Below are 24,868 nucleotides of genomic sequence, written 5' to 3' on the forward strand. Positions count from 1 at the left end.
TTTCGTCGTTGCCGGTCAGGGCCGCGCCGCCGGGCTGCTCGGCGCGGCGGGAGCGGCCCGCTCGGCGAGCCCCGGGAAGGCTACGCCGTCGCCCTGCCAGCGCACCGACCGCACCGCCGCCTCGCGCAGCGCGGCCGCCGCCTCCCCGCGCAGCGCACCGGTGGCGGCACCCACCAGGTCGGCGTAGACCCCCGCCAGTCGGCTCTCCAGCTCCGCCGCCAGGCGCACCGCGGAGTCCGGGTCGGTGACCGGGAACGGCAGCCGGTAGCCGGCCGCCGCCGCCACGGGGCGGCCGTCCAGGTCCCGCACGGTGCGCTCCAGGGCGTCCCGGCGGGCCCGGTGCGCCTCGTACGCCTCCTTCGCCTGCCCGGCGCGCGCGCCGTCGAGGTGGCCGCCGGCCACGCCATAGCCGTAGACGGCGGCGTGCTCGCCGGCCAGCGCCGCCTGGGCCGCCTTCAAGACCGCCTGGTCCATCAGGCCCCCAGCAGATAGGTGTGCGCGGCGCCCGCGGCCGCGATGGACGCCAGCAGCCGGGCCAGCTCGCCCGGAGCGTTGGCCAGGGCCGCGGTGTGTGCCTCGGTGGTGCGCCGTTCGGCGTCCGCCAGGGCCTCCAGCGCGGCCTTCTCGTCGCCCGGCGCGGTGGGGGAGGCGGCGGGCGTGGTGGCGGGGGAGGCGGACGGCGCGGCGGTCGGGGTGCCCAGGGCCTGGACGTGCCGGGCCACCTGGTCCCGCAGCGGGCGCAGCCTGGGGGCGAGCGCGGGGTGGGCGGCGAGGGTGGCGTCGTACCGCCCCAGCAGTTCGGCGGAGCGGCGCGCGGCGCGGGCCCGCAGGGTGCTCCCGTCCGGGGCGCGCCCGTCGGCCGGCCCGGGCCGCGCGGTGCCGGAACAGCCGGACAGCAGCAGGGCCGCCGCGCCCCCCGCCAGTACCCTGCGTCTGCGCGGGCCGTCGGCGCCCCGCGTCGTCGTGGTGAGCGGCACGATCCTCTTTCCGTAGGACTCCATGATCGCCGCCTGCGAGAGTACCGGCGCCCGGGCACCCGGAACCGAATCGTCAGCCGGGTGCCGGAACAGATAGGCTTTGACCTGACACGCGACTTTCCCACAACAGCACACGCGGCCGAGGAGTCACCCGGATGAGCACCACCCAGAGCGAGCGGCTGCGCGAGCTGCTTGCCCCTCTCGTCAGCGCGCGGGAGCTGGATCTGGAAGAGGTCGAAGTGACACCGGCCGGCAAGCGCCGTGTGCTGCGTGTCGTGGTGGACGGTGACCAGGGCGTGTCGCTCGACGAGTGCGCCGAGCTGAGCCGCGAGGTCTCCCAGCGGCTGGATGACACCGATGTCATGGGCGGTGCTCCGTATGTCCTGGAGGTCACCTCTCCCGGTGCAGACCGCCCGCTGACCAGGCACCGCCACTATGTCCGGGCCACCGGCCGGCTGATCAAGGCCCAGCTCGCCGAGGGCGGCGAGCTCCTGGCGCGGATCACCGCCGTGGACGAGGAGGGGCTCGACCTCGAGGTTCCCGGCGTCAAGGGCCGCAAGCCCACCACCCGCCGACTGGCTTTCGACGAGATCAAGAAGGCCCGGGTGGAGATCGAGTTCAACCGCAAGGCCGCCGACAAGGCCGCCGACGAGAGCCAAGAGGAGGCGTAGCCGTGGACATCGACATGAGTGCCCTGCGGGGTCTGGTGCGAGAGAAGGAGATCTCCTTCGACCTGCTGGTCGAAGCGATCGAGTCGGCCCTCCTCATCGCCTACCACCGCACCGAGGGAAGCCGTCGCCGGGCCCGGGTGGAGCTGGACCGCTCCACCGGCCATGTGACGGTCTGGGCCAAGGAGGACCCGCAGGACCTCGCCGAGGGCGAGGAGCCGCGTGAGTTCGACGACACCCCCTCCGGCTTCGGCCGGATCGCCGCCACCACCGCCAAGCAGGTCATCCTCCAGCGTCTGCGGGACGCCGAGGACGAGATCACTTTCGGTGAGTTCGCCGGCCGCGAGGGCGATGTGGTCGCCGGCGTCGTCCAGCAGGGCAAGGACCCCAAGAACGTCCTGGTCGACATCGGCAAGCTGGAGGCCATCCTGCCGGTGCAGGAGCAGGTCCCCGGCGAGGAGTACAAGCACGGCGTCCGCCTGCGTACCTATGTGGTGCGGGTGGCCAAGGGCGTCCGCGGTCCGTCGGTGACGCTCTCGCGCACCCACCCCAACCTGGTGAAGAAGCTCTTCGCCCTGGAGGTCCCGGAGATCGCGGACGGCTCGGTGGAGATCGCCGCCATCGCCCGCGAGGCCGGTCACCGCACCAAGATCGCCGTACGGTCCAACCGCTCCGGGCTCAACGCCAAGGGCGCCTGCATCGGCCCCATGGGCGGCCGGGTGCGCAGCGTGATGGCCGAGCTCAACGGCGAGAAGATCGACATCGTCGACTGGTCGGACGACCCGGCCGAGCTGGTGGCCCACGCACTGTCCCCCGCGCGGGTGAGCAAGGTGGAGATCGTCGATCTCGCCCAGCGGTCCGCCCGGGTAACGGTTCCCGACTACCAGCTCTCCCTGGCCATCGGCAAGGAGGGGCAGAACGCCCGCCTGGCCGCCCGGCTCACCGGCTGGCGGATCGACATCCGCCCCGACACCGAGCAGGCCGAGCCGGCTCCCCAGGCGTAGCGGGGGAGCGCCGGGGGCGCGTGGGAGCGAGCCGGGGCGCATGGATGCGGTTTCCGATGTTCCGAAAAGCCGCGTGACAGGCGGCCCCGGTCCGAGGACCATGGTCATAACGGATACGTAGCCGATCAGTGCCCCGAAGGGGTGAGGTTGGCGCGGGGAGGTAGACTTAACCAGTGTCTGGCCGGACGCATGCCCGGGCATGCCCTGAACGTACCTGTGTGGGGTGCCGGGAGCGCGCGGCCAAGGGCGATCTCTTGCGGATCGTGGTGATCGAGGGCGCCTGCGTCCCCGATCCTCGCGGTACGCTGCCCGGCCGGGGTGCCTCCGTGCACCCCACACCGGTCTGTCTCGAACTGGCGGTGCGCCGCCGGGCGTTCCCCCGGGCCTTCAAAAGCCCGGGACCGTTTGATACCGCGGAGCTGCGTCGATATGTCGAACGCGGCGAGCGGCCATAGTTCGGCCCCGCGTTCTGTGGGGATGGTCCATGTCAGGTACCTCGCGAGTTGGAAGTAGGTCGAGATTGCGATGAGCACTCGATGAGTACGCGATGAGTACGCCCATGAAGTAGCGACGGTCCGGTTGACAACCCGGACCTAGAAGGAGCGAAGTGGCTAAGGTCCGGGTATACGAACTCGCCAAGGAGTTCGGAGTAGAGAGCAAGGTCGTCATGGCCAAGCTCCAAGAACTTGGTGAATTCGTCCGTTCGGCGTCCTCGACGATCGAGGCGCCGGTCGTCCGTAAGTTGACTGACGCGCTGCAGGGACCCGGTGGCAACGCCGGCAAGTCCGCTGCCAAGCCCGCGGCGCCGCGCAAGGCCGCGCCCGCGAAGCCGGGTGCCCCCACTCCGGGTGCCCCGCGCCCCGCCGCTCCGGCTCCCAAGCCGGCCGCGGCCCCCGTTACCCCTGTTACACCTGTTACCCCCAAGCCTGCCGGTGCCGCGCCCGCGCCCGGCCCGCGCCCGGGCCCCAAGCCCGGCCCGGCCGCCCCGGCCAAGCCGGTGCCCGCGGCGGAGTTCTCCGCGCCCCCGGCGCAGCCCGCCGCCCCCTCCGCCCCGCGCCCCGGTGGTGCCCCCGGTCCGCGTTCCGCGGGCCGTCCGGGCCAGGCCGGCCAGCAGGGCGGCCAGCGTGCTCCGCGTCCCGGCCAGGGCCAGGCGCCCCGTCCGGGTGCCCGTCCGGCCGGTCCCCGTCCGGGCAACAACCCGTTCACCTCCGGTGGCTCCACCGGCATGGCCCGTCCGCAGGCTCCGCGCCCGCAGGGCCCGCGTCCCGGTGGTGGCGGCCAGGCCGTTCCCGGCGCCCCGCGGCCGCAGGGCGGTCCCGGCGGTGCCCCGCGCCCGCAGGGCCAGGGCCCGCGTCCCACTCCGGGCGGCATGCCCCGTCCGCAGGCTCCGGGTGGCGCGCCGCGCCCCGGCGCCCCGGCGGGTAACCGTCCGAACCCCGGCATGATGCCGCAGCGTCCGGCCGCCGGCCCGCGTCCGGGCCCCGGCGGCGGTGGCCGCGGTCCCGGTGGCGCCGGTCGTCCCGGCGGTGCCGGCCGTCCCGGCTTCGCCGGCCGTCCGGCCGGTCCGGGTGGCGGCGGTCGTCCGGGTGGCGGCGGCGGCTTCGCCGGTCGTCCCGGCGGCGGTGGCCCCGGTGGTGGCGGTGGCGGCTTCGGCGGCGGTCGTCCCGGTGGCTTCGGCGGTCGTCCCGGCGGCCCCGGTGCCCGTGGCGGCACGCAGGGTGCCTTCGGCCGTCCCGGCGGTCCGGCCCGTCGTGGCCGCAAGTCCAAGCGCCAGCGCCGTCAGGAGTACGAGGCCATGCAGGCCCCGTCGGTCGGCGGCGTGATGCTGCCGCGTGGCGGCGGCGAGACCATCCGTCTCTCCCGTGGTGCCTCGCTCACCGACTTCGCGGAGAAGATCGGCGCCAACCCGGCGTCGCTGGTCGCCGTGATGATGAACCTCGGCGAGATGGTCACGGCCACGCAGTCGGTCTCCGACGAGACGTTGACGCTCCTCGGCGACGAGATGAACTACACGGTTCAGATCGTCAGCCCGGAGGAGGAGGACCGCGAGCTGCTCGAGTCCTTCGACATCGAGTTCGGTGAGAACGAGGGCGGCGAGGAAATGCTCGTCGCGCGTCCGCCGGTGGTGACCGTCATGGGTCACGTCGACCACGGTAAGACGCGACTCCTCGACGCGATCCGCAAGACCAATGTGGTCGCGGGCGAGGCCGGTGGCATCACCCAGCACATCGGTGCCTACCAGGTCGCGACCGAGGTCAACGACGAAGAGCGTCGCATCACCTTCATCGACACCCCGGGTCACGAGGCGTTCACCGCCATGCGTGCCCGTGGTGCCAAGTCGACCGACATCGCGATCCTCGTGGTGGCGGCCAACGACGGTGTGATGCCGCAGACGATCGAGGCCCTCAACCACGCCAAGGCGGCCGATGTGCCGATCGTGGTGGCGGTCAACAAGATCGACGTCGAGGGCGCCGACCCGACCAAGGTGCGCGGTCAGCTCACCGAGTTCGGTCTGGTGGCCGAGGAGTACGGCGGCGACACCATGTTCGTCGACATCTCCGCCAAGCAGGGTCTGAACATCGACAAGCTGCTCGAGGCCGTCGTGCTGACCGCCGACGCCGCGCTCGACCTGCGCGCCAACGCGGAGCAGGACGCGCAGGGCATCGCGATCGAGGCCCACCTCGACCGTGGCCGCGGCGCCGTGGCGACCGTCCTGGTCCAGCGCGGTACCCTCCGCGTCGGCGACACCATGGTGGTGGGCGACGCCTACGGCCGCGTGCGCGCCATGCTCGACGACAAGGGCCAGAACGTGGACGAGGCGGGTCCCTCGACCCCGGTCCTCGTCCTGGGTCTGACCAATGTCCCGGGCGCCGGCGACAACTTCCTCGTCGTGGACGAGGACCGCACGGCCCGGCAGATCGCCGAGAAGCGCGCGGCGCGTGAGCGCAACGCGGCCTTCGCCAAGCGCACCCGCCGGGTGTCCCTCGAGGACCTGGACAAGGTGCTCAAGGCCGGCGAGATCCAGCAGCTCAACCTCATCATCAAGGGCGACGCGTCCGGTTCGGTGGAGGCCCTCGAGTCCTCCCTGCTCCAGCTCGATGTGGGCGAGGAGGTCGACATCCGCGTGCTGCACCGCGGCGTGGGTGCGGTCACCGAGTCCGACATCTCGCTGGCGTCCGGCTCCGACGCGATCGTCATCGGCTTCAACGTCCGCGCCGAGGGCCGTGCCACCCAGCTGGCCGAGCGCGAGGGCGTCGACGTCCGGTACTACTCGGTCATCTACCAGGCGATCGAGGAGATCGAGGCGGCCCTCAAGGGCATGCTGAAGCCGGAGTACGAAGAGGTCGAGCTCGGTACGGCGGAGATCCGCGAGGTCTTCCGCTCGTCCAAGCTGGGCAACATCGCGGGTGTTCTCATCCGCTCCGGCGAGGTCAAGCGGAACACCAAGGCGCGCCTCATCCGCGACGGCAAGGTCGTGGCGGAGAACCTCAACATCGAGGGCCTGCGCCGCTTCAAGGACGATGTCACCGAGATCCGCGAGGGTTACGAGGGCGGTATCAACCTCGGCAACTTCAACGACATCAAGGTCGACGACGTCATCGCGACGTACGAGATGCGCGAGAAGCCGCGCGGCTGATCGCACTGACCGCACGCACGGGGCCGGTCGGCGGGAATATCCGTCGATCGGCCCCGGCCGTTGCGTGTACGGTTTCGAATGAGCCGTACGAATCACGGACCCCTCCAGTCACCGCTGGGGGACCCCCAACGGCCCCACGGGTGGCATGAACCCGCACTGCATGTACGTAGGGACGCTGTCCTTCGACCTCCTCCTCGGCGACGTCCGGTCGCTGAAGGAGAAGCGCTCCGTCGTCCGCCCGATCGTCGCCGAGCTGCACCGCAAGTACGCGGTCAGCGTGGCGGAGGTCGGCGAACAGGACCTCTACCGCAGGGCCCGCATCGGCCTGGCGGCGGTCTCCGGCGACATGGGGCACCTCACCGACCTACTGGACCGCTGCGAGCGCTGGGTCGCCGCACGTCCTGAAGTGGAGCTGCTGTCCGCGCGGCGGCGGTTCCACGGCGAGCACGACGACTGAACATCAAGAAGGAGACGGACCAGTGGCCGACAATGCGCGGGCGAAGAAGCTGGCGGACCTCATCCGGGAGGTGGTCGCCCAGAAGCTCCAGCGCGGAATCAAGGACCCGCGCCTCGGTACGCATGTGACCATCACCGACACCCGGGTCACCGGCGACCTGCGAGAGGCGACGGTCTTCTACACGGTCTACGGCGACGACGAGGAGCGGGCGGCCGCGGCCGCCGGCCTGGAGAGCGCCAAGGGCCTGCTGCGTTCCGCGGTGGGCAAGGCGGCGGGCATCAAGTTCACCCCCACCCTGACCTTTGTGGCCGACGCCCTGCCGGAGACCGCCCGGACCATCGAGGACCTCCTCGACCGGGCCCGCAACTCGGACGCCAAGGTGCGTGAGGCATCCTCCGGCGCCGATTACGCCGGTGAGGCGGACCCGTACCGCAAGCCGGGCGAGGCCGAGGACGGGGACGCGGCCGCCGAATGAACCGCAAGCCCACCGTTCCGGACGGCCTTGTCATCGTCGACAAGCCGGCCGGCTTCACCTCCCACGACGTCGTCGCCAAGATGCGCGGCATCGCGCGTACCCGCCGCATCGGCCACGCGGGCACCCTCGACCCGATGGCCACCGGCGTGCTGGTGCTCGGCGTCGAGCGGGCCACCAAGCTTCTCGGTCACCTCGCGCTGACCGAGAAGGAGTACGTGGCGACCATCCGGCTCGGCCAGAACACGGTGACCGATGACGCGGAGGGCGAGATCACCTCGTCCGCCGACGCCTCCGGGGTGACCCGGGAGGCCATCGACGCCGGGGTGGCCAAGATGACCGGGGACATCATGCAGGTCCCGTCCAAGGTCAGCGCGATCAAGATAGACGGCAAGCGCTCCTACAAGCGGGCGCGCGAGGGGGAGGACTTCGAGATCCCGGCCCGCCCGGTGACCGTCTCCTCCTTCACGGTGCACGCCGTGCACCCCGCCGAGGCCGAGGACGGTACGGCGGTGCAGGACCTGCTGGTCTCGGTGGTCTGCTCGTCCGGCACCTACGTCCGGGCGCTGGCCCGCGACCTGGGCGCGGACACCGGTGTGGGCGGCCACCTCACCGCGCTGCGCCGCACCCGGGTCGGTCCGTACCGGATCGGTGACGCGCGCACCCTGGACCAGCTCCAGGAGGAGCTGACCGTGATGCCGGTCGCCGAGGCGGCGGCCGCCGCCTTCCAGCGCTGGGACGTCACCGCCGAGCAGGCCCGCCTGCTGGGCAACGGCGTGCGGATCCGGGTGCCGCTCTTCGACACCACCGGGCCGATCGCCGTCTTCGGGCCGGACGGGGCCTTCCTCGCCCTGATCGAGAACCAGGGCGGACGGGCCAAGAGCCTCGCCGTCTTCGGCTGAGCCCGCCTCCGGCGACCTCCGGTCATCGTCGGCCGGGCACCCTCCCCGGGCCCGGCACGGCCCGTGAACACCGTCGGGCGGGGACCGCGATCCGCGTTCCCCGCCCGACGATCCCCCTCCCCCGCTCTCTATCCATCTGATACGTGGGATTCACCCCAACGGGCAGGCGCTCGGAGTGAACCAAGGGGGTGGAAGGGGGCGCGTTCGCCTCGCGATCTGTCCCGCCGATCATCCGCTGCCTACGGTCGGAGCGTTCCGGCGTGTGGCTGTCGCCATTACTGCGTAGGCGGACGTACGCCATTGCGGGGAGGTTCGGCGGATGAGCGGTCGGCGGACCGATGCCAGCGAGTCCTTGGTGCGCATCAGAGATCTCGCCGGCAGGCCGCGCGGCACCGGCTTCCCGGTGGACGACCGCTCCACCCTGATCACCAGCCATGAGGCCGTGGACGGCCTGGCCTGCCTGGTGCTGCACGCCCCGGGCGACCGCACGCTGGTGGTCGGCGCGGACGCGATCACCCCACTGCCGGAGTGCGACCTGGCTCTGGTGCGCGCCGAGGGGCTGGCCATGCCGCCGCTGCCGGTCGCCGCGGCGTCACGGGTGGACGGCGGCACCCGGGTACGGCTGAAGGCCGGCCACTGGCACGGGGCGGAGATCGTGGGAGACGCCCTGGTCACCTATACCGCCACCGACCGCTTCCATCTGCTGGGCGCCGCGCTGGAGCTGTCCATCGGCGACCGCACCACGCTGCGGCTGGGCGACGAGGCCACCGGCGGCCCGGTACTGGATGCGCGAACCGGAGCGGTGATCGCCGTCCTCGGTACCGCGCTTCAGGCCGACCATGAGGCGGCCGGCTTCGCCGTTCCGCTGCGTGCCGTCGCCGCCGCCCGCCCGGGCGGGGCGCTGGCCGAACTGCTGGAGCGCAACGCCGCGGCGGTGCCCGCCTACGGCCCCGACCTCAACCTGGCCGGGGCGCTGGAGCTCACCGCCACCTCGCTGGGCTCCGTGGCCACCCCCCGCGCCTGGCAGGACCCGGTCCAGCGTCCGGAGATCGAGCGGGAGCTGAGCCACTTCCTGGACCCCGGGCAGCGGGGCACCGCGCGAGTGCTGGGCCTGGTGGGGGATCCGGGCACCGGGCGCACCACCGAACTGGGGGCGCTGGCCGCCCGGCGGGCGCGTGGGGCCGAGCCCGCGCCCACCCTCTGGCTGCGCGGCGCCGACCTCAGGGCCGATGACGGGAGCCTGCGCGACGCCATCAGCCGGGCGCTGCGGTCGGCCGGGCGGATCGTCACCGCCTCCGCGGGCGCCACGGGCACGGTGGGCGACGCCTGCTGCGCCACCCCGGAGGCCGTCGTCGAGCTGGCCCATCAGGTGGGGCGGCCGCTGCTGGTGCTGCTGGACGGGCCGGAGGAGATGCCGCCGGTGCTGGCCCATGCCCTGCCCGCCTGGACCGAGGCCACCGCCCGGTGGCTGGAGCGGACCTCCGCCCGGCTGGTGGTCGCCTGCCGCCCCGAGCACTGGGAGAGCGCCGGGCGGCTCTTCCCGGCCGGCCTGCTGCACACCCCCCGCGCCACCCTGCGGGCCGCCGCCGAGCGCGAACCGGTCGGTGCCACCGTGCCCCCGTGCGTCCGGCTCGGCGACCTCACCCCCGGCCAGGCCGCCCGGGCCCGCGCCGCCCATGCCATCCCCGACGGGGCCATCGCCCCGGCGGACGCCTGCCACCCGCTGGCCCTGCGGCTGCTGGCCGAGGTGCGCGCCGCGCTGCCCGCCGGGGCCACCACGGGCACCATGCGCGTGCTGCCCGACCGGTGGGATGTCTTCTCCGCCTACCTGGACCTGGTCTGCCTGCGCATCGCGGTCCGGCTGGCCGCCGCCCGGCGTCCGCCGCTGCGCGGCACCGCGGTGCGGCGGTTGGCCGCCCGGGTGGCCGGACAGGTGCATGAGGCGGCCCGGCGCTGCCTCGGCCCCGGCCAGGGCGAGCTGGAGCGCGAGGCCTTCGAGGAGTTGTTCCCCTGGCGCACCGGCTGGGCCTCCGCCGTGCTCACCGAGGGCCTGCTGGTCCCGGCCGGCGCCGGCTACCGCTTCGCCCATGAGGAGTTCGCCGACTGGCTGCACGGCACCCACCTGGACCTGGACGCCGCCCTGCACGCCCTGGTGCACCGCTGGTGCGAGACCGGGGATTCGGCGGGTCCGCCCGCCGAGGCGGTGGTCCGGCTGCCGTCCCGGCGCGGTGGCTCGGCGCCCGCGCCCGACGGGCATGTGCCGCCTCCGCCCGGCTCCCGCCCTGCCGCCCGCGCCGGGCGGCGCCGGGGCCGCCGGGCGGGCACCGAGCCGGCCCAGGCGCCCCGTCCGCTGCCAGTGCCCCGGCACCGCATCGGCCCCGTGCTGCAAGCGATGATCATGCTGGCCCGGCGCTCCGGTCCCACCCAGCTCTCCCGCCGCCTGACCGCGCTGGTGCACGCGGTGGAAGCCCTGGTGCCCAAGGGGGCGGGCACTGGCATGGACGACGGCACCGGCATGGACAACGGCGCCAGGGACGCCCCTACCGCCGAGCACCAGCACGCCGAGGCCGCCCGCGCCGGCGGGACCGCGCCGCCCGCCGGGGACCAACCCCCCGGGCCCCGGGCCGTCGGCCATCTCCCCGACCCCGCCTGGTGGGCCGCCCACCTGCTCGCCGAGACCCTGCTCCGCGTCCCGGACGCCGCCCCCTACCAGCGCGTGCTGCGGCTGCTCGCGGACCGGCTCACCGCCTGCGCGCGCCTGGCGGGCGGCTTCGACAGCGGCGCCGTCGCCACCCTGGGCGGCCTCACCGTCTTCGGCCCCTCCTTCTGGCTGCGGCTGCGCCTGGGGCCGGCCGACCGGCTGGACCTGCTGCGCCGCCTGGTCCCCGCCGACGCTCCGCCCCGCGCCACCTCCGGCGCCGCCCCGGGCGACCGCTTCCTGCCCACCGTCGCCACTCTGCTCACCGAGGACCCGGGCACCGCCCAGCCGCTGCTGTGCCACTGGTTCACCGATGAGCGCCCGCTGCTCACCGGCCCCGAGCAGGACCCGGACCTGCCGCCCCCCACCGTCGCCGCCGCCGCCCAGGCACTGCTGCACACCCACCGCGGCCTGGCCCTGGACGACCTCACCGAGGCCCTGGTCGGCACCGCCCACCCCCGCGCCGACGAACTGCTGGCCGCCCTCGCCGAGGACGAGCCCTCCGCGCTGTGCCGCGCGGTGGACCGCTGGGCCCACGACGAGGAGCGGTTGGAGCTGCATGTGGCCGCAGCCGCCTATGGGCTGAAGGCGGCGCCCCATGCCGAGACCGCCGCCGACCGCGAACTGCTGCGCTACGCCGCGCTGACCCTGCTGGGCCGCTCCGGCGAGGACACCCTGCATGGCGCCGCGCTGACCCTGCTGATCCGCGACCGGGAAACCCGCGCCAAGCACCTGCCCCAGGCGCTGGCCCGCTTCGCCGCCGGCGACTCCCAGCTGCCGCCCCAGGCGCTGGCCGCCGCCCTCACCACCCATCCCGAACCGGTGCTGGCCGCCTTCCGGGCCCGGCTGCACGAGGTGGGTGACGGCCCGGCCGCCGTGCTCGCCACCCTGGCCCAGGTCAGCACGCCCGCCCTCGCCCGGCGGGCCTCCGCGCTGGTCCGCGAGTACTTGGAACACCATCCGGACGGCGCCGGGCACGCCGCCGCCTTCGTCGACCGGCGGCTGGAGGGGGGTTCCGCCGCCCGCGCCGTGCTCTTCCCGCTCGTCGCCGATCTGCTGCGCACCTGCCCCGCCCAGGTGCGCCGCGCCCTGGCCCCGGTGCTGGCCGCCCCCGGCACGCCCGCCTCCCGCCCGCTGCGCCAGGAGTTGCTGGAGGTACTGCTGGAGTGCGAGCAGCAGGGTCCGCCCGAGCAGAACGTCCTGGTGCTGGACATCCTGCTGCGCGCGGTGGCCGAGGGCGCCAGCGAGCGGGGCGAGGCCCGGACCCATGATCTGCTGCTGCGCACCGCGGAGCTGCTGGCCCGCAGCACCGAGGGCACCAGGTGCCTGGACCGGCGGCTGACCCAGCTGGCCCGTGAGGTCCCGGCGTTCGGTGCCCTGGTACGGCGCTGGCTGAAGTCCGCGCCCGCCGTATGGGCCGAGGTGATCGGCCCGCGGACCCGGATCCGGCTGACACTGGGCGTCCGCGAGCCGGAGGCGGAGCACCAGCAGCCCCTGGAACCGGAAGACGGCGCTGGTCAGGCGGGGGAGGAGGCCCAGCGCACCCCAGCCGATGCGGACCGCCGCCAACCGGCATGGCACTCTTAGACCTGCGAAATCGACAGACAAAGGTTCGGGCGAGGAGCGGGCACAGTGCAGCGCTGGCGTGGCTTGGAGGACATCCCCCAGGACTGGGGGCGCAGCGTCGTCACCATCGGCTCGTACGACGGGGTGCACCGCGGGCACCAGGTGATCATCGGCCGCGCGGTGGACCGGGCGCGTGAGCTCGGTGTGCCCTCCGTCGTGGTGACCTTCGATCCGCACCCCAGCGAGGTCGTCCGGCCCGGCAGCCACCCGCCGCTGCTGGCCCCGCACCACCGGCGCGCCGAGCTGATCGAGCAGCTCGGGGTGGACGCGGTGCTGGTCCTGCCCTTCACCGCCGAATTCTCCAAGCTCTCGCCCGCCGACTTCGTGGTGAAGGTGCTGGTGGACAAGCTGCACGCCAAGCTGGTGGTGGAGGGCCCCAACTTCCGCTTCGGCCACCGCGCGGCGGGCAATGTCGGCTTCCTGGCCGAGCTGGGCGTCACCTACGACTACGGTGTCGAGACGGTCGACCTCGAGCTGGCCGGCGAGGCCGGCGCCGGACTGCCGTTCTCCTCCACGCTCACCCGGCGCCTGGTCGCCGAGGGCGATGTGGCGGGTGCCATGGAGGTCCTCGGCCACCCGCACCGGGTCGAGGGCGTGGTGGTGCGCGGCGCCCAGCGGGGCCGCGAACTGGGCTTCCCCACGGCCAACATCGAGACCCTGCCGCACACCGCGATCCCTGCCGACGGGGTCTACGCGGGCTGGCTGGTGGTCGGCGGCGAGTCGATGCCGGCCGCCATCTCGGTCGGCACCAATGTGCAGTTCGACGCCCGGGAGCGGACCGTCGAGGCATATGCCATCGACCGGGTCGGCCTTGACCTCTACGGCCTGCACGCGGCCGTGGACTTCCTGGCCTATCTGCGCGGCATGGAGAAGTTCGAGAGCATCGAGGCGCTGCTGGAGCGCATGGCGGAGGACGTCCGCCAGGCCCGCGAGCTGGTGGCCGCCCACGACGGGGCTCCGGCCGGCTGCTGACGGCCCGCGCCGCGCCCCCGGGCGGGGGCGCGGACGGTACCGCCTCACGCCTGCGGGTACCCGTACCCGCCCGGTTGCTGCGGCTGCTGGGGCCACCCACCCTGCTGCGGATACCCGCCCGGCGGCATCGGCTGCGGCTGGCCATAGGGGTTGTACGGCCCCGGCATCGGCTGCCCGGGCTGTCCCGGCATCGGTTGCCCCGGCTGCGCGGGGGCCGGTGCCTGCGGCTGCTGCCCCTGCGGATACTGCTGAGGGTGCGCCTGCTGCGGCTGCTGCTGGACGGGCGCCTGCTGGGGGTGCGCCTGGGGCGTGCCGCCCCACAGCCCCTGCTGCGCCCGGACGAAGTCCTCGGCCACCATCGCCGACAGCGTGAAGTACGCCTCCCGGGTCTTGGGCCGCATCATGTCCAGGTCCAACTCGGCACCGGCCGCGAGGTGTTCGTCGAACGGCACCACGATCACGCCACGGCACCGTGTCTCGAAGTGGGACACGATGTCCTCCACCTTGATCATCTTGCCGGTCTCCCGGACTCCCGAGATCACGGTGAGGCTGCGCGCCACCAACTCGCTGTAGCCGTGCGCGGAGAGCCAGTCCAGCGTGGTGCTGGCGCTGCTCGCCCCGTCCACCGAGGGCGTGGAGACGATGATCAACTGGTCGGCGAGGTCCAGCACACCACGCATCGCGCTGTAGAGCAGCCCGGTGCCGGAGTCGGTCAGGATGATCGGGTACTGCCGGCCCAGGACGTCTATGGCCCGCCGGTAGTCCTCGTCATTGAAGGTGGTGGACACCGCCGGGTCCACATCATTGGCGATGATCTCCAGCCCGGAGGGGGCCTGCGAGGTGTAACGGCGGATGTCCATATAGCTGTTGAGTCGCGGGATCTCCGAGACCAGGTCACGGATGGTGGCCCCGGTCTCGCGCCGCACCCGGCGGCCCAGCGTGCCCGCGTCGGGGTTGGCGTCGATCGCCAGGATCTTGTCCTGCCGCTCGCTGGCCAGCGTGGCGCCCAGCGCGGTGGTGGTGGTCGTCTTGCCCACACCGCCCTTGAGGCTGATGACCGCGATGCGGTAGCAGGAGAGCACCGGCGTGCGGATCAGCTCCAGCTTGCGCTGCCGCTCCGCCTCCTCCTTCTTGGCGCCGAACTTGAACCGGCTGCCCGAACTCTGCTTCTTCGGCTTGGGCTTGTTCTTCAGCAGCCGCTCCGAGGACAGCTCCACGGCCGCGGTGAAGCCCAGCGGGGCCCCGTGCACGGAACGCTGGCGCTGCTCGGGTGTCACCGTTGGCCAGCCGCCGGTGCGCGGATCGGCCGGTGGCACGGGGGCCCCGGTCTCGCCGAGCCGGGGGTCCACCGGCCGTGTCTCGCCCGCCGGTTCGCCTTCCGGGCGCTGGTGGGCGTACGCGTCCCCGGCACCCGTCGCGGGCGGGGCGTAGGCGGCCTGGGGTACGGGCGCGGGGTACGCGGCCGGGGCGCCCTGCGGTGCGCCGTATGGTGCCGGCTGTACGGACTGCGGGGCCCCGGGGCCGCTTCCCGGCTCGGTGCCGTAAGGGGCCGGTGCGGCCGCGGGGTTGACGACGGGCTGGCCCGGGGTCCCGTAACCACCCGGCGTGACGGCCGGGTTGGGCGCGGGCTGGGCCGGGGCCGCGCTCTCCTGCGGGGCGGGTGCCGGGGCAGGCGCCGGGGTGGGCGGCTGCTGAGCCGGGACCGGGGTGCCGTATCCGGCCCCCGTGGCGGCCGCATGGGGCGCGGGAGCGGCGGCGGACGGGGCTGCGGAGCCCTCCGGCGCGGGGGCCGGCAGGCCGTAACCCGCCCGCGCCCCGCCCGGGTTGAGCGGGGCCGGTGCCGCCGGCAGGGCCGGCATCGCGGCGCCGTAACCGCTCTGCGGGGCGACCGGTTCGGGAGCCGCCGGGGCCGGGGTGGCCAGTTCGTAACCGCCCGATGCGGCCGCCGGACCCGGCGCCGGGGGAGCGGGGTGGTACTCGCCCGGCGGCAGTGCGGGGGCACCGGCCTGGGCATGGTCGGCGGCGGCCCTAGCCGGCGAGGTGCCGAACGCCCCATGCGGGGCAACGGGGTTCGCCGGCACCGGGGCCGGGATCGCGTAATCGCCGGCTGCGGCCTGGGGCTGGGCCGGCGGGGCCCACGCGGCCGGGGCGGTCGGCGAGGCGGGCTCGAAGTCCGGCGGCAACGGCGGCAAAGAGCCCTGCGGGACGGACGGCGGAGTCCACGGTTCCGGAGTGGACGGCGTGGCTGCGGCAGGCGCGGTGGGCGGGGCGGCGGGGGTGGGTGCGGGCGTGGCGGCCGGAGCTGACGGGGCGGCGGGTGCGGCCTCTGCGGCGGGCGCGTCCGGAGCGGGCGCGGCGGCCCCCTCCTCCCGCACCCGGTCGCGCAGCGAGGCAGCCGAGAACCGCATGGTGCCCTCACTGCGCAGGGTGCCGCTCATGTCCTCAACAGAGCCAGCCCCGGCGGCACCGGTACCAGTGGAGTCGGTACCAGTGGAGCCGGTCTCCGCGGCCCCGTCCTGGGCAGAACCGTCCTCAACAGCGCTATTCCCAATGGAACTGACAGCAGCGGAGGTTTCGGGCGAAGGGGAACTCTCCTGCGGAGCCTCCGGCTTGGCCGGTTCCTCCGTCTTCCCCACCCGCTCCGTGATCTCGTTCAGCAGCTCGGCGGCGGACAACCGGAGCGTCCCCCGGTCCCTGGCCGGGGCGGCGGGCGATTCCGCGCTCGGCGGCGCGGCCGGCGGCGCAACGGGCAACGAGTCGGCCGAGGGTGGCGGCGGCGGGGGTGGCGGCGTCTCACCGCCCGGCGTGGTCTGCGTGTACCAGGCGGGCGGCGTGTAGTCGATGGTGAACTCGCCCGTCCGGTCGTGCTCCTGTTCCGGGTCCCGCTCGCGCTCGTGACCGGCGTCGGACCGGTTCTCGCCGGCTGTGATCCCGGCCGCGCGGATCTCGTCCCGATCGCTGCTCACATTGCCTCCTGCTGGTGTGGCCCGGCACCCCGTTGAAGTCACCTGCCGGGAGCGGGCCGTTCCCGTGGTCCGGCCGTCCGGACCCCCGCTGACCACGCTGCTGGCAGGTCCGGCGCCGGCTCCTCAAGTGCGTACAGTCATCAAGACTAATCGTCATCAGTGAGACTGCGGCAGGCCCGCTGGCCCCTTACGCCCGCGCGGTGTGCCACCGGCCCGAGGGGCGCCGTGGGGGTCATGGGCATCGTCAATTCTGGATTGACGTTTGAGTAGGCTTCTGTCCCGTAATACCGACTTGGGGGACGCCGCTCATGGAACCGCTGTACCCGGGTGATCCGGAACGGATCGGCCCCTACCGGGTACTGGCCCGGCTGGACGCGCCGCTGCCCGAAGCCCCCGCCGCCGAAGAGCGCTTCCTGGCACGGGACATGGCGGGCGACCGCACGGTGCTGCTCGCCACCCCCCTGGAGGGCGTGGAGCCGGACCGGTTCGCCGGCGAGGCGGAGGCGGCGCGCAGGCTGTCCGCCCCCTGGCTCGCCGCCGTGGACGAGGCCGCCCCGTCCGGCGGCCCGGCCTGGCACGCCGGCCCCTACCTTCCCGCCGTGCCGCTGCCCGCCGCCCTCGCCGCGCACGGCGCCCCGCTGCCCGAGCGCACCGTCCTCGCGCTGGGCACCGCGCTGGCCGAGACGCTGGTCACCCTGCACCAGGCCGGCATCACCCATGCGGGCGTCTCCCCGGCGGCGGTTCTGCTGGCCGCCGACGGCCCCCGGCTCACCGGTTTCGGCGCGCTACGCGCCGCGGGGCCGGACGGGCAGCCCCGCGCCGGACTCCCGGGCCTGACCCCCGGCGCCGTGCCGCCCGAGCAGTTGTCGGGCGCACGGCCGCAACCCCCGGGCGACGTCTACGCCCTGGGCGCGGTGCTGGCCTACGCGGTGACCGGTCACACCGTCCCGGAGCGCGGCCGGCTCCCCGAGCGGCTGCGTGGCCTCATCTCCGCCTGCACCGCCGGCAATCCCGACAACCGTCCCCAAACGTGCCAAGTGCTCGATGAGTTGCTCTATGGCGCCGCGCCGGGCGGCGGATTCGGCCCCGCGCCGCAGGAGGTTGCTCCGCATGGGGCCGCCGTCCCGCATGGGGCCGCCCCGCATGAGGCCGTCCCGCACGGGGCCACCCCCTATGAGGCCACGCCGCACGGGGCCGTCCCGCCTGGCGCCCGCGCCGCCGCGCTCTTCGGCCCCGGCTGGCTGCCGCCCCGCGCCGTCGCCGAGCTGGCCCGGCAGTCGGCGGAGCTGCTCGCCATGGATCCCAGGACGGACTGAACCGCATGCTGCACCCCCTCATCCCCGAGGACCCCGCGGAACTCGGCGGCTACCGCCTGCTGGCCAGACTGGGTGGCGGCGGCATGGGCACCGTCTACCTCGCCCGCTCCGCCCGGGGCCGCACCGTCGCCCTGAAGACGGTGCACCCGCAGTTCGCCGAGGACGCCACCCTGCGCACCCGGTTCCGGCTGGAGGTCGACGCGGCGCGGGTCATCGGCAGCCGCTACGGGGCCCGGGTGTTCGACGCCGATCCGCTGGCCCCGCTGCCCTGGCTCGCCACGGAGTACGTACTGGGCCCGCCGCTCGGCGCGGCTGTCACCGCCACCGGCCCGCTGCCCGAGCGCACGGTGCGCGCCCTGGGCTTCGTACTCTGCGGCGCGCTGCGGCAGTTGCACGCCTCCGATGTGGTGCACCGGGACCTGAAACCGTCCAATGTCCTGCTCGCCGCCTCGGGCCCCAAGCTGATCGACTTCGGTATCGCCCGCGCCATGGGCGACCACCGGCTGACCCATGCCGGCACCGCCGCCGGAACGCCGGCCTTTATGTCCCCCGAGCAGGCGGCCGGGCTGGAACACACCTCCGCGGGTGATGTGTTCGCCCTCGCCGGACTGCTGGTCTTCGCGGCCACCGGGCACGGCCCCTTCGGCCTGGGGCGGCCTGCCGACCTGCTGTACCGGGTGCGCCATGCGGAGCCCGACCTGACCAGAGTCCCGGACGGACTGCGCCCGGTCCTGGCCGCCTGTCTGAGCAAGGACCCCGGAGGGAGGCCGGACGCCGCCGGGCTGGCCCGGGAAATCGACGCCGAGGAACGGTCGTTCGCCGACGTCCTGCCGGACGGCGTCCTGTCCGAGATCGCCCGCCGTGCCACCGAGGTGTGGCAGGTCCGGCCGCACCGGACGGCCATGGCCCCGTACCGGCCCCAGCCCAGCCCCGCGAAGCCCGGCCCGGCCGGCTTGTCCCGGCGTGGGGCCCTGGCGGTGGCCGGCGGTTCGGTCCTCGCCCTCGGCACGCTGGGGGCGGGTCTCTGGGCACTGACGGAGCGGCGGGGCCACCGCCCCACGGGCGGCAATCCCGCGGCCGCACCGCCCCGTTCCGGGCCGCGCCCCGCCAATGTGCCCGAACGCGCGGTGTGGTGGGCCACGCTCGACAAGGCCGACCCGGGGTTCGCACCCATGACCGTGGGCGACCTGGTGGTGGTGATGTCCCGCAAGGGGCTGGTGGGTTTCGACGCCACCAGCGGCAACCGGGCCTGGACCGCCGGCACGGTCAGAAGGCCCTTGCAGGTCACCACCGACGGAGCACGGATCTGCACCGTCACCCCGCCGCCGACCGGCTCGCGGACCGAGCCAGTGCTGTCCGTGCTGAGCACCGGGGACGGCAGCGCGCGGACCCTGCCCGCCGACTTCTCCGGCCTGTTCGCCGACGGCCAGTACCTCCAGCCACAGGCGCTGGCCGTCGGAGACGGCACGGTGTACCTGTCCGCCTACCGGGACGACGCCCAGCACCCCTACTTCCGGCAGAACGAGCAGCACCTCCTCGCCATCGACATACGCACCGGTGCGGAACGCTGGCGGCACCGGTTCCACATCGACCAGATGGATATGGCGCGGGAGTTCTCCGCCGTGTGCACCGGGGGGCACTTGGTCGTGACGCGGGTGCTGGACCACCTCAAGGCGGGCCGGGCGGTATCCGGTGAGGACTGGCTGGGTGCCTTCCGGGCGAAAGACGGCAGCCTGGCGCTGGACACCAGGATCCCCCGGCTGCGCCTGGCCGATCCTTCTCCCCTCCCCGGCCGGCTCGCGGTGGCGGACGACCAGGTCTGCCTGCGCGGCAGGACGCTGCGGATGTACCGGATTTCCGACGGCAGAGAGCTCTGGGAGTTCGGCGAGGGGCGCAATCCCGACTATGTCGGCCGTGAACTCAACCCTTATGGCGACCCGCTGATCAAGGATGGCGTGGTCTACGCCGCCGAGGGAGCGCTCGGCCTGATCGCCCTGGACGCCCACAGCGGAAGGCGGTTGTGGGACACGAAGCTGGGCAAGCTCACGCCCGTTCCCGGCATTCCGTTCGCCGTCGGCGAGCGACTCCTCTACGTCCCGGCGAAGGCGGACAACCATACGAAGATCGTGGCCCTCGACCGCCACATGCACCGGACCGCCTGGACCATGGACGTCCCCGGCGGCCTGGGTGCCGGCTTCACCGTCCACCAGCGGGCCCGGCGCATCGTCTGGGCCAGTGGCGACTACATCTGCGCCATGCCCCTCGAGTGATCCCGCCTCGCCAACTGACCCGCCCCTCCGCTGACTTCACCCAGAAGAGACCAGAAGAGAACCGAACAGCATGCACTCTCTCGGCAACGGCGACCCGCTGCGCCTCGGCCCCTACCGGCTCCTCGGAGTGCTCGGCGCGGGCGGCATGGGCAAGGTCTTCCTCGGCCGGGACGACGCCGGGCGGCTGGCCGCGGTCAAGGTGCTGCTGACCGAACTGGCCCAGGATCCCGGCATGTCCCAGCGCTTCATCCGCGAGGCGCAGACCGCCCAGGCGGTGCACAGCCCGGGCGTCGCCCGGGTCCTCGGCGCCCGCACCGAGGGCGGACGGCCATGGATCGCCACCGAGTTCCTGGCGGGGCCGACCCTGGACGAGGCCGTCGAGCGGCACGGCCCCTTCGAGGAGGCGGCGGTACGCGCCCTGGGCGCGGCGCTGGCACACACCCTGCGCGACATCCACATGGCAGGCTTGGTGCACCGCGACATCAAGCCGTCCAATGTGGTGCTGACCTCTGCCGGCCCGCGGGTCATCGATTTCGGCATCGCCCGCCCCGAGCACGGCCTCACCCTCACCGCCACCGGTCAGGTGCCGGTCTCCCCGGGCTATGGCGCCCCCGAACAGGTCCTGGGGCGGCGCGTGGCGGGAGCGGCGGACGTCTTCTCCCTGGGCGCCGTGCTGGCCTTTGCGGCCGGCGGGCGCCGGGTCTACGACGGCGGCCATGTGCTGGCCGTGCAGTACCAAGTGGTCCACGAGGAACCCGACCTGGCGGCCGTCCCGCAACCGCTGCGCGCACTGATCGAACCCTGTCTGGCCAAGGACCCGGCCGGACGCCCGGAGCCGGCGCGGCTCGCGACGGACCTCGCCCCGCCCCGGGGCGCCGAGCGGGCCTGGCGCGCCGGCCCGGTCGCCGACGACATCGCCCGCGGCGAAGCCGAGGCCCGCGAACTGGCCGCCTTCACCCACACCTCCGCCCCGCACGGGGCCCGGGCCCCGAGCCGCCGCGGACTGGTCACCGCGCTGGCGGCCGGCGGGACCGCCCTGCTGGCGGGCGGCGGCGCCGGGGCGCTGTGGCTGCTGCGCAAGAACGGGGGCACGCTCCGGCAGCCCGGTGGCGGCCGTACACCCACGGCGAGGACCTGGGTGGCCAGGCGCCTGGCGGGCACCGAGTACAACGACGGCGCGGCGCCACCCGAGTTGTGGGGCCCCGGCTATGTCAGCGGCGCGCCATGCTGGCCACTGCCGCTGGGTGAGTTCGTGGTGACCGGAGTGGGAGAGAACATCAGCGGCTGCTGGGTGACCGACGGCGGGCCCCGGTGGAGCGTGCCGGGGCGGGCGTATCTGGCACCGTCGGCGGACCTGGTGGTGGTGGCCGGCGCGGCGGGCGAACTCCTCGGCGTCGGAAGGACGACGGGTGACCGGCTGTGGTCCGCCAGGCCGGCCGAGCGGGCTGGTTCCCTCATCACCGCGGACCGCACCACCGTCTACTTCACCACTCCGGTCAAGAACGGGCAGACGACCGCCACGCTGTGCGCCTTCGACCTGCCCACCCGCTCCCTGCGGTGGTTCCGGCCCCTGCCGGTGAGCGTCACCTCGGTGACCCCCGTGTGGGGCGCGGCGGGCGAGGGGCGGCTGGTCGTCACCGGCACCGACGGCAATGTCGCCGCGCTGGACGCCCGCACGGGGGCCCCGGTGTGGCAGCTGCCCGGGCAGTCGAGCATGGGCATGGTGCCGGTGGTCTCCGGCAGCACCGTCTATCTGGGCGGGAAGACACTCACCGCCCGGGACCTGAAGTCCGGCAGAGAGCTGTGGTCGGTACGGGCCGGGAGCACTCCCACCGCGCAGCAGGCCGGCTGGGGCCCGCCCACCGTCGACGGCGACCTGCTGTACGCCACCGACGGGCCCCGGCTCTGCCGCCTCAGCAAGCGGGACGGCAAGGTGGTGTGGCACCGGGAGCTGCCGGACACCCTGCCCTGGCCGCTGCCGCCCGTGCCGCAGGGAAACACCGTCTGGGTGGCGCCCGATCTCAAGGGCCGTACCGGGTTCACCGCCGTGCACCGCGACACCGGGAAGGTCGCCTGGACCTACAGCCCGGGGGAGTTGACGGCCCGGAGTACGGACTCGCTGCTGGATGACGCCCGTTACCAGATGGCCGGAGCGGACAATCGCGTATTTGTGGTGGCCGGCGGCAAGTTGAGCGCCATGCCGGTGTTCTAGGCGCGGCGCGGGCGCGACCGCCCGACAGGCCGCCCGCAGCTCCCCGGCCGCCCGGTGCACGCCGCCGAAGGGCAGTGGTTGACCGCCGCCATCGGTCCGGCAGCCGTCCGGCCGGTCGGCGGCATGCGGCGGGCGTCCCCGGCATGGCGGCCCCGTCACGGCGGCCCAGGCGGCCGCATTGCGTCGGGTGCCCGCCAGGTACCGGAAGCGGCACGGCGGCGTGGCGCGCACTGGGCACGGCGGTGGCGCGGGCCACCCGCGGCGCGCCCACGCCGGGGACGCCCACGCCGGGGACGGTCACCGCGGCGGTGCCGCCGACGGCACGGGTCTCCCCGGACGGGACGGCGAGCGCGAGCCGGCCGGTCCGTCAACGCCCGCCCCAGGCCGCCCGCCTGGGGCCCCACGCCGGCCTGGCACCGTCATCCGGCGGGACCGCAACCCGCGCCGGCCGCTCACCCGGCCGGAGCCCCGCGCCCTCAGTCCATCCGCCGGGCCGCGCCCAGCAGCCCCGCCTCCGGGTCCGTCGGCTGGGTGGTGACATAGGTCCGCGAGGAGCGCGTACACCACAGCGTGACCCCGTCCGGAAGACCGGGCAGTGCCTCCACATCGGCCGCCGTCAGGTTCATGGTGCGGCCGATGACCCGGGCCTCGTCCGGGGAGACCCGCTGCACACCCACCACATCGGCATGGGTCATCAGACGCTCGGTGGTCGGGCCCGGATAGGGCAGCAGCGTCACCACCGCCTGCCAGGGCGCCACCGAGACCCGGCCATGCGGCGGGCGCACCCCGCAGTCGCGGACGACCAGCACCGGGCTGTGCACCGAGGGTCCCTGCGGCGGGACCCGGCCCACGGCATGCAAAGTGATCCATTGCTGGCCGGTGTTGGCGCCCTGGACCAGGGGCGTCCACAGCTGCTGCCGGCCGGACTCCACCGCCACCCGGGCGCCCATGCCCACCGTGCGCAGCGCCAGCACCTGTGCTGTCCAGGCTCCGCCCACCAGCACCACATCGAAGGGCGTGGGGCGGAACAGCCCCAGTACCGCCGGTGCGCCCTGGGCGTCGGTACCGATGACCACGCCGTCGTCGCCCACGGGCAGACCCAGCAGCTCCAGCTGCTCGGCGGGGACTTCATGGCGGCCGCGCCGCGGGCCGAGCAGCCCGAAGCCGCGCCGGGGACGCGGCGCCATGGGTGCGGCGTCGGCCGCCGGGAAGGTGGTGGTCATCAGCGCGTTCCTCCAAGCGGCAGGGTGGCGAGCACTCCGGGCACCTGCTCATGGTCCAGCCGCACCAGCCCGACCTTGACCCCTCGTGCGGCGCGTTCCAATTCGCGGCGCACCGTGGCCAGTTCATCGGCGCTGCGGCCGCAGACCCGCAGATGGCCGGTCAGTGTCGGGGTGTACTGCCCGCCGCGCGCCCCGCCCCGGCCGAGGGTCAGGCTGAGCGTGGAGGACAGCGCCGGGAGCGAGGTCAGCAGCGCGGCCAGCTGCGGCAGCGGGGTGGCGCCCGGCCCCAACTGGGGCCAGCGGCCGATCCAGTAGGCGGTGTGCCAGCGGTCGTCGCAGCGCCAGGTCCGGGAGGTCTCCGCGGTGCGCCGGGCAGCCGTGGCCGCGCGGCTCGCCTGGGCGGTGGCCGCCGGGTTGACGCCCGCCGCGGCGGAGACGGCCGCTGTCAGCTCGTCCTCGTTCAGGACCGTCGCCCGGAACCCGGCGCCCTGCAGCCGGCTGGCCAACTGGTCGGCCGCGCGCAGCGCACAGCGCCGGGCGCCCTCCAGGCCGCCACCGCGCGCCGCCACCGCCTCCGGGCACAGCTCGGGGTCGAGCTTCAGCGCCAGCCAGGTCTGGCGCACCGCCGGGGCGCCGGTGAGGGCCTGCAGCGGCGTGTAGTTACGGGCCGCCAGCGACTGCGCGGGCAGGTGCGGGGCGGGCGCCGGCAGCGCGTTCTGCACCACCTGTATGGATTCCAGCCGGACATCGGCCGCGTCCATGGCATCGCGCAGCAGGGCCAGCGGCAGCGCCCTGTCCACCCGCTGCGGGCGCAGCGGGGCGTCCATCGCCGCCACGCTCAGCAGCACGGTCACAAAGGTGCCGTCGCCGATCAGACCGATGCGGCGCCCCTCCCGGTCGGTGAACGACTCGGTGCGCAGCGCCGGTTCGCACTCCACCACCGGTGCCAGCCGGGGATCCGCGCCGGCGGCGGTGGCCTTGCGGGACCGCCGGGTGCGCCGCCGCAGGGCGACCCAGGCGGTCAGCCACTCGGCGATCGGCCGGCGGGCGCGCCGTACCAGGGCCAGCAGCACCAGCACCACGGCCACCACCGAGGCAGGCACCAGCCACATCCGGCCGGCCACCCAGGCGGCCAGCACCAGGGCGGCCGCCACCTCGATCAGCACCAGCTGCTGCAAGCGCACCGGCCCCAAACTGCCCGGCTGCGAAGCGGTGCGCGGCGCCACGGCCGCGGCCGATGCCGCCGTCGCGGACGGACGCGACCGGTCGTCCTGGCGCGCCGGCCGTTGCCGATTCGCCGAACCACCCCCGGTCCGCAGGCGCGTTGCGACAGCCATTCCCGCCGATACCCCCTTGAAGAGCCGAATTACAGCTACCGGCATAGTAGAGGCTCCCTCTGGTGGCGGGACCGAGGGCAAGGGCCTGCTCAACCGAGGCAACCGAGGCTGACAAGCGGGGAGAAACAGCT

18 protein-coding genes and 1 pseudogene are annotated in these 24,868 nt (G+C 74.3%); 13 read left to right on the top strand and 6 right to left on the bottom strand.

Features of this window, described 5'->3' with window-relative positions; genetic code table 11:
- Positions 1-15: 15 nt before the first annotated feature.
- Positions 16-474 (bottom strand): ferritin-like domain-containing protein, encoded by a 459-nt coding sequence (locus ACIHFE_RS08115; RefSeq protein ID WP_400104971.1) that lies wholly within the window; start codon positions 472-474, stop codon positions 16-18.
- Positions 474-1,001, bottom strand: a complete 528-nt coding sequence (locus ACIHFE_RS08120) for a hypothetical protein (RefSeq protein WP_400104972.1) — start codon at positions 999-1,001, stop codon at positions 474-476. Before ACIHFE_RS08120 ends, ACIHFE_RS08115 begins: the two co-directional genes overlap by 1 nt.
- Positions 1,002-1,132: 131 nt before the next feature.
- On the opposite strand from ACIHFE_RS08120, the gene rimP reads away from it, so the two are divergent.
- From rimP to ACIHFE_RS08165, 9 genes are all read left to right on the top strand, one after another.
- The gene (rimP, locus tag ACIHFE_RS08125) at positions 1,133-1,648 is read left to right on the top strand and encodes a ribosome maturation factor RimP (RefSeq protein ID WP_400104973.1); all 516 of its coding nucleotides are present in this window, start codon (positions 1,133-1,135) and stop codon (positions 1,646-1,648) included.
- A 2-nt stretch (positions 1,649-1,650) separates the two neighbouring features.
- Complete coding sequence (gene nusA / locus ACIHFE_RS08130; RefSeq protein ID WP_400104974.1) at positions 1,651-2,649, top strand: transcription termination factor NusA; 999 nt, start codon at positions 1,651-1,653, stop codon at positions 2,647-2,649.
- 173 nt (positions 2,650-2,822) lie between these two features.
- Positions 2,823-3,104, top strand: coding sequence for a YlxR family protein (locus ACIHFE_RS08135; RefSeq protein ID WP_400104975.1), 282 nt, complete (start codon positions 2,823-2,825; stop codon positions 3,102-3,104).
- A gap of 152 nt (positions 3,105-3,256) precedes the next feature.
- Positions 3,257-6,286, top strand: coding sequence for a translation initiation factor IF-2 (infB, locus tag ACIHFE_RS08140; protein WP_400104976.1), 3,030 nt, complete (start codon positions 3,257-3,259; stop codon positions 6,284-6,286).
- 160 nt (positions 6,287-6,446) lie between these two features.
- Positions 6,447-6,743, top strand: a complete 297-nt coding sequence (locus ACIHFE_RS08145; RefSeq protein ID WP_400104977.1) for a DUF503 domain-containing protein — start codon at positions 6,447-6,449, stop codon at positions 6,741-6,743.
- A gap of 22 nt (positions 6,744-6,765) precedes the next feature.
- Positions 6,766-7,218 (top strand): 30S ribosome-binding factor RbfA, encoded by a 453-nt coding sequence (gene rbfA, locus ACIHFE_RS08150; RefSeq protein WP_400104978.1) that lies wholly within the window; start codon positions 6,766-6,768, stop codon positions 7,216-7,218.
- Positions 7,215-8,117, top strand: coding sequence for a tRNA pseudouridine(55) synthase TruB (gene truB, locus ACIHFE_RS08155; RefSeq protein WP_400104979.1), 903 nt, complete (start codon positions 7,215-7,217; stop codon positions 8,115-8,117). Before rbfA ends, truB begins: the two co-directional genes overlap by 4 nt.
- A gap of 319 nt (positions 8,118-8,436) precedes the next feature.
- Complete coding sequence (locus tag ACIHFE_RS08160; protein ID WP_400104980.1) at positions 8,437-12,402, top strand: serine protease; 3,966 nt, start codon at positions 8,437-8,439, stop codon at positions 12,400-12,402.
- 45 nt (positions 12,403-12,447) lie between these two features.
- The gene (locus ACIHFE_RS08165; protein ID WP_400104981.1) at positions 12,448-13,413 is read left to right on the top strand and encodes a bifunctional riboflavin kinase/FAD synthetase; all 966 of its coding nucleotides are present in this window, start codon (positions 12,448-12,450) and stop codon (positions 13,411-13,413) included.
- Between the two features lie 44 nt (positions 13,414-13,457).
- Here the strand turns inward: ACIHFE_RS08165 and ACIHFE_RS08170 are convergent, their stop codons facing one another.
- Positions 13,458-15,851 (bottom strand): AAA family ATPase, encoded by a 2,394-nt coding sequence (locus ACIHFE_RS08170; RefSeq protein WP_400105040.1) that lies wholly within the window; start codon positions 15,849-15,851, stop codon positions 13,458-13,460.
- Between the two features lie 172 nt (positions 15,852-16,023).
- Between ACIHFE_RS08170 and ACIHFE_RS08175 the strand changes: the two genes are divergently transcribed.
- Positions 16,024-16,251, top strand: a complete 228-nt coding sequence (locus ACIHFE_RS08175) for a hypothetical protein (protein WP_400105041.1) — start codon at positions 16,024-16,026, stop codon at positions 16,249-16,251.
- 23 nt (positions 16,252-16,274) lie between these two features.
- Here ACIHFE_RS08175 and ACIHFE_RS08180 read toward each other — a convergent pair.
- Positions 16,275-16,475 (bottom strand): annotated as a pseudogene (locus tag ACIHFE_RS08180) (hypothetical protein); the annotation flags it as partial.
- A gap of 212 nt (positions 16,476-16,687) precedes the next feature.
- Here ACIHFE_RS08180 and ACIHFE_RS08185 point away from each other — a divergent pair.
- From ACIHFE_RS08185 to ACIHFE_RS08195, 3 genes are all read left to right on the top strand, one after another.
- Entirely contained in the window at positions 16,688-17,695 is a 1,008-nt protein-coding gene (locus ACIHFE_RS08185; RefSeq protein WP_400104982.1) for a serine/threonine protein kinase, read from the top strand.
- Positions 17,696-17,700: 5 nt separating this feature from the next.
- Entirely contained in the window at positions 17,701-19,965 is a 2,265-nt protein-coding gene (locus ACIHFE_RS08190; RefSeq protein ID WP_400104983.1) for a PQQ-binding-like beta-propeller repeat protein, read from the top strand.
- A gap of 70 nt (positions 19,966-20,035) precedes the next feature.
- Entirely contained in the window at positions 20,036-22,177 is a 2,142-nt protein-coding gene (locus ACIHFE_RS08195) for a serine/threonine-protein kinase (protein ID WP_400104984.1), read from the top strand.
- Positions 22,178-22,653: 476 nt separating this feature from the next.
- Here ACIHFE_RS08195 and ACIHFE_RS08200 read toward each other — a convergent pair whose 3' ends face one another.
- Together ACIHFE_RS08200 and eccE are read right to left on the bottom strand one after the other, a co-directional pair.
- Positions 22,654-23,400 carry a hypothetical protein gene (locus ACIHFE_RS08200; RefSeq protein ID WP_400104985.1) on the bottom strand — a complete coding sequence of 249 codons (747 nt, stop codon included), beginning with the start codon at positions 23,398-23,400 and terminating at the stop codon, positions 22,654-22,656.
- Complete coding sequence (eccE, locus tag ACIHFE_RS08205; protein ID WP_400104986.1) at positions 23,400-24,584, bottom strand: type VII secretion protein EccE; 1,185 nt, start codon at positions 24,582-24,584, stop codon at positions 23,400-23,402. The genes ACIHFE_RS08200 and eccE overlap by 1 nt, the downstream gene beginning before the upstream one ends.
- Positions 24,585-24,868 lie beyond the last annotated feature (284 nt).

The organism is Streptomyces sp. NPDC052396 (genome assembly GCF_044593195.1).
GTDB lineage: Bacteria > Actinomycetota > Actinomycetes > Streptomycetales > Streptomycetaceae > Streptomyces.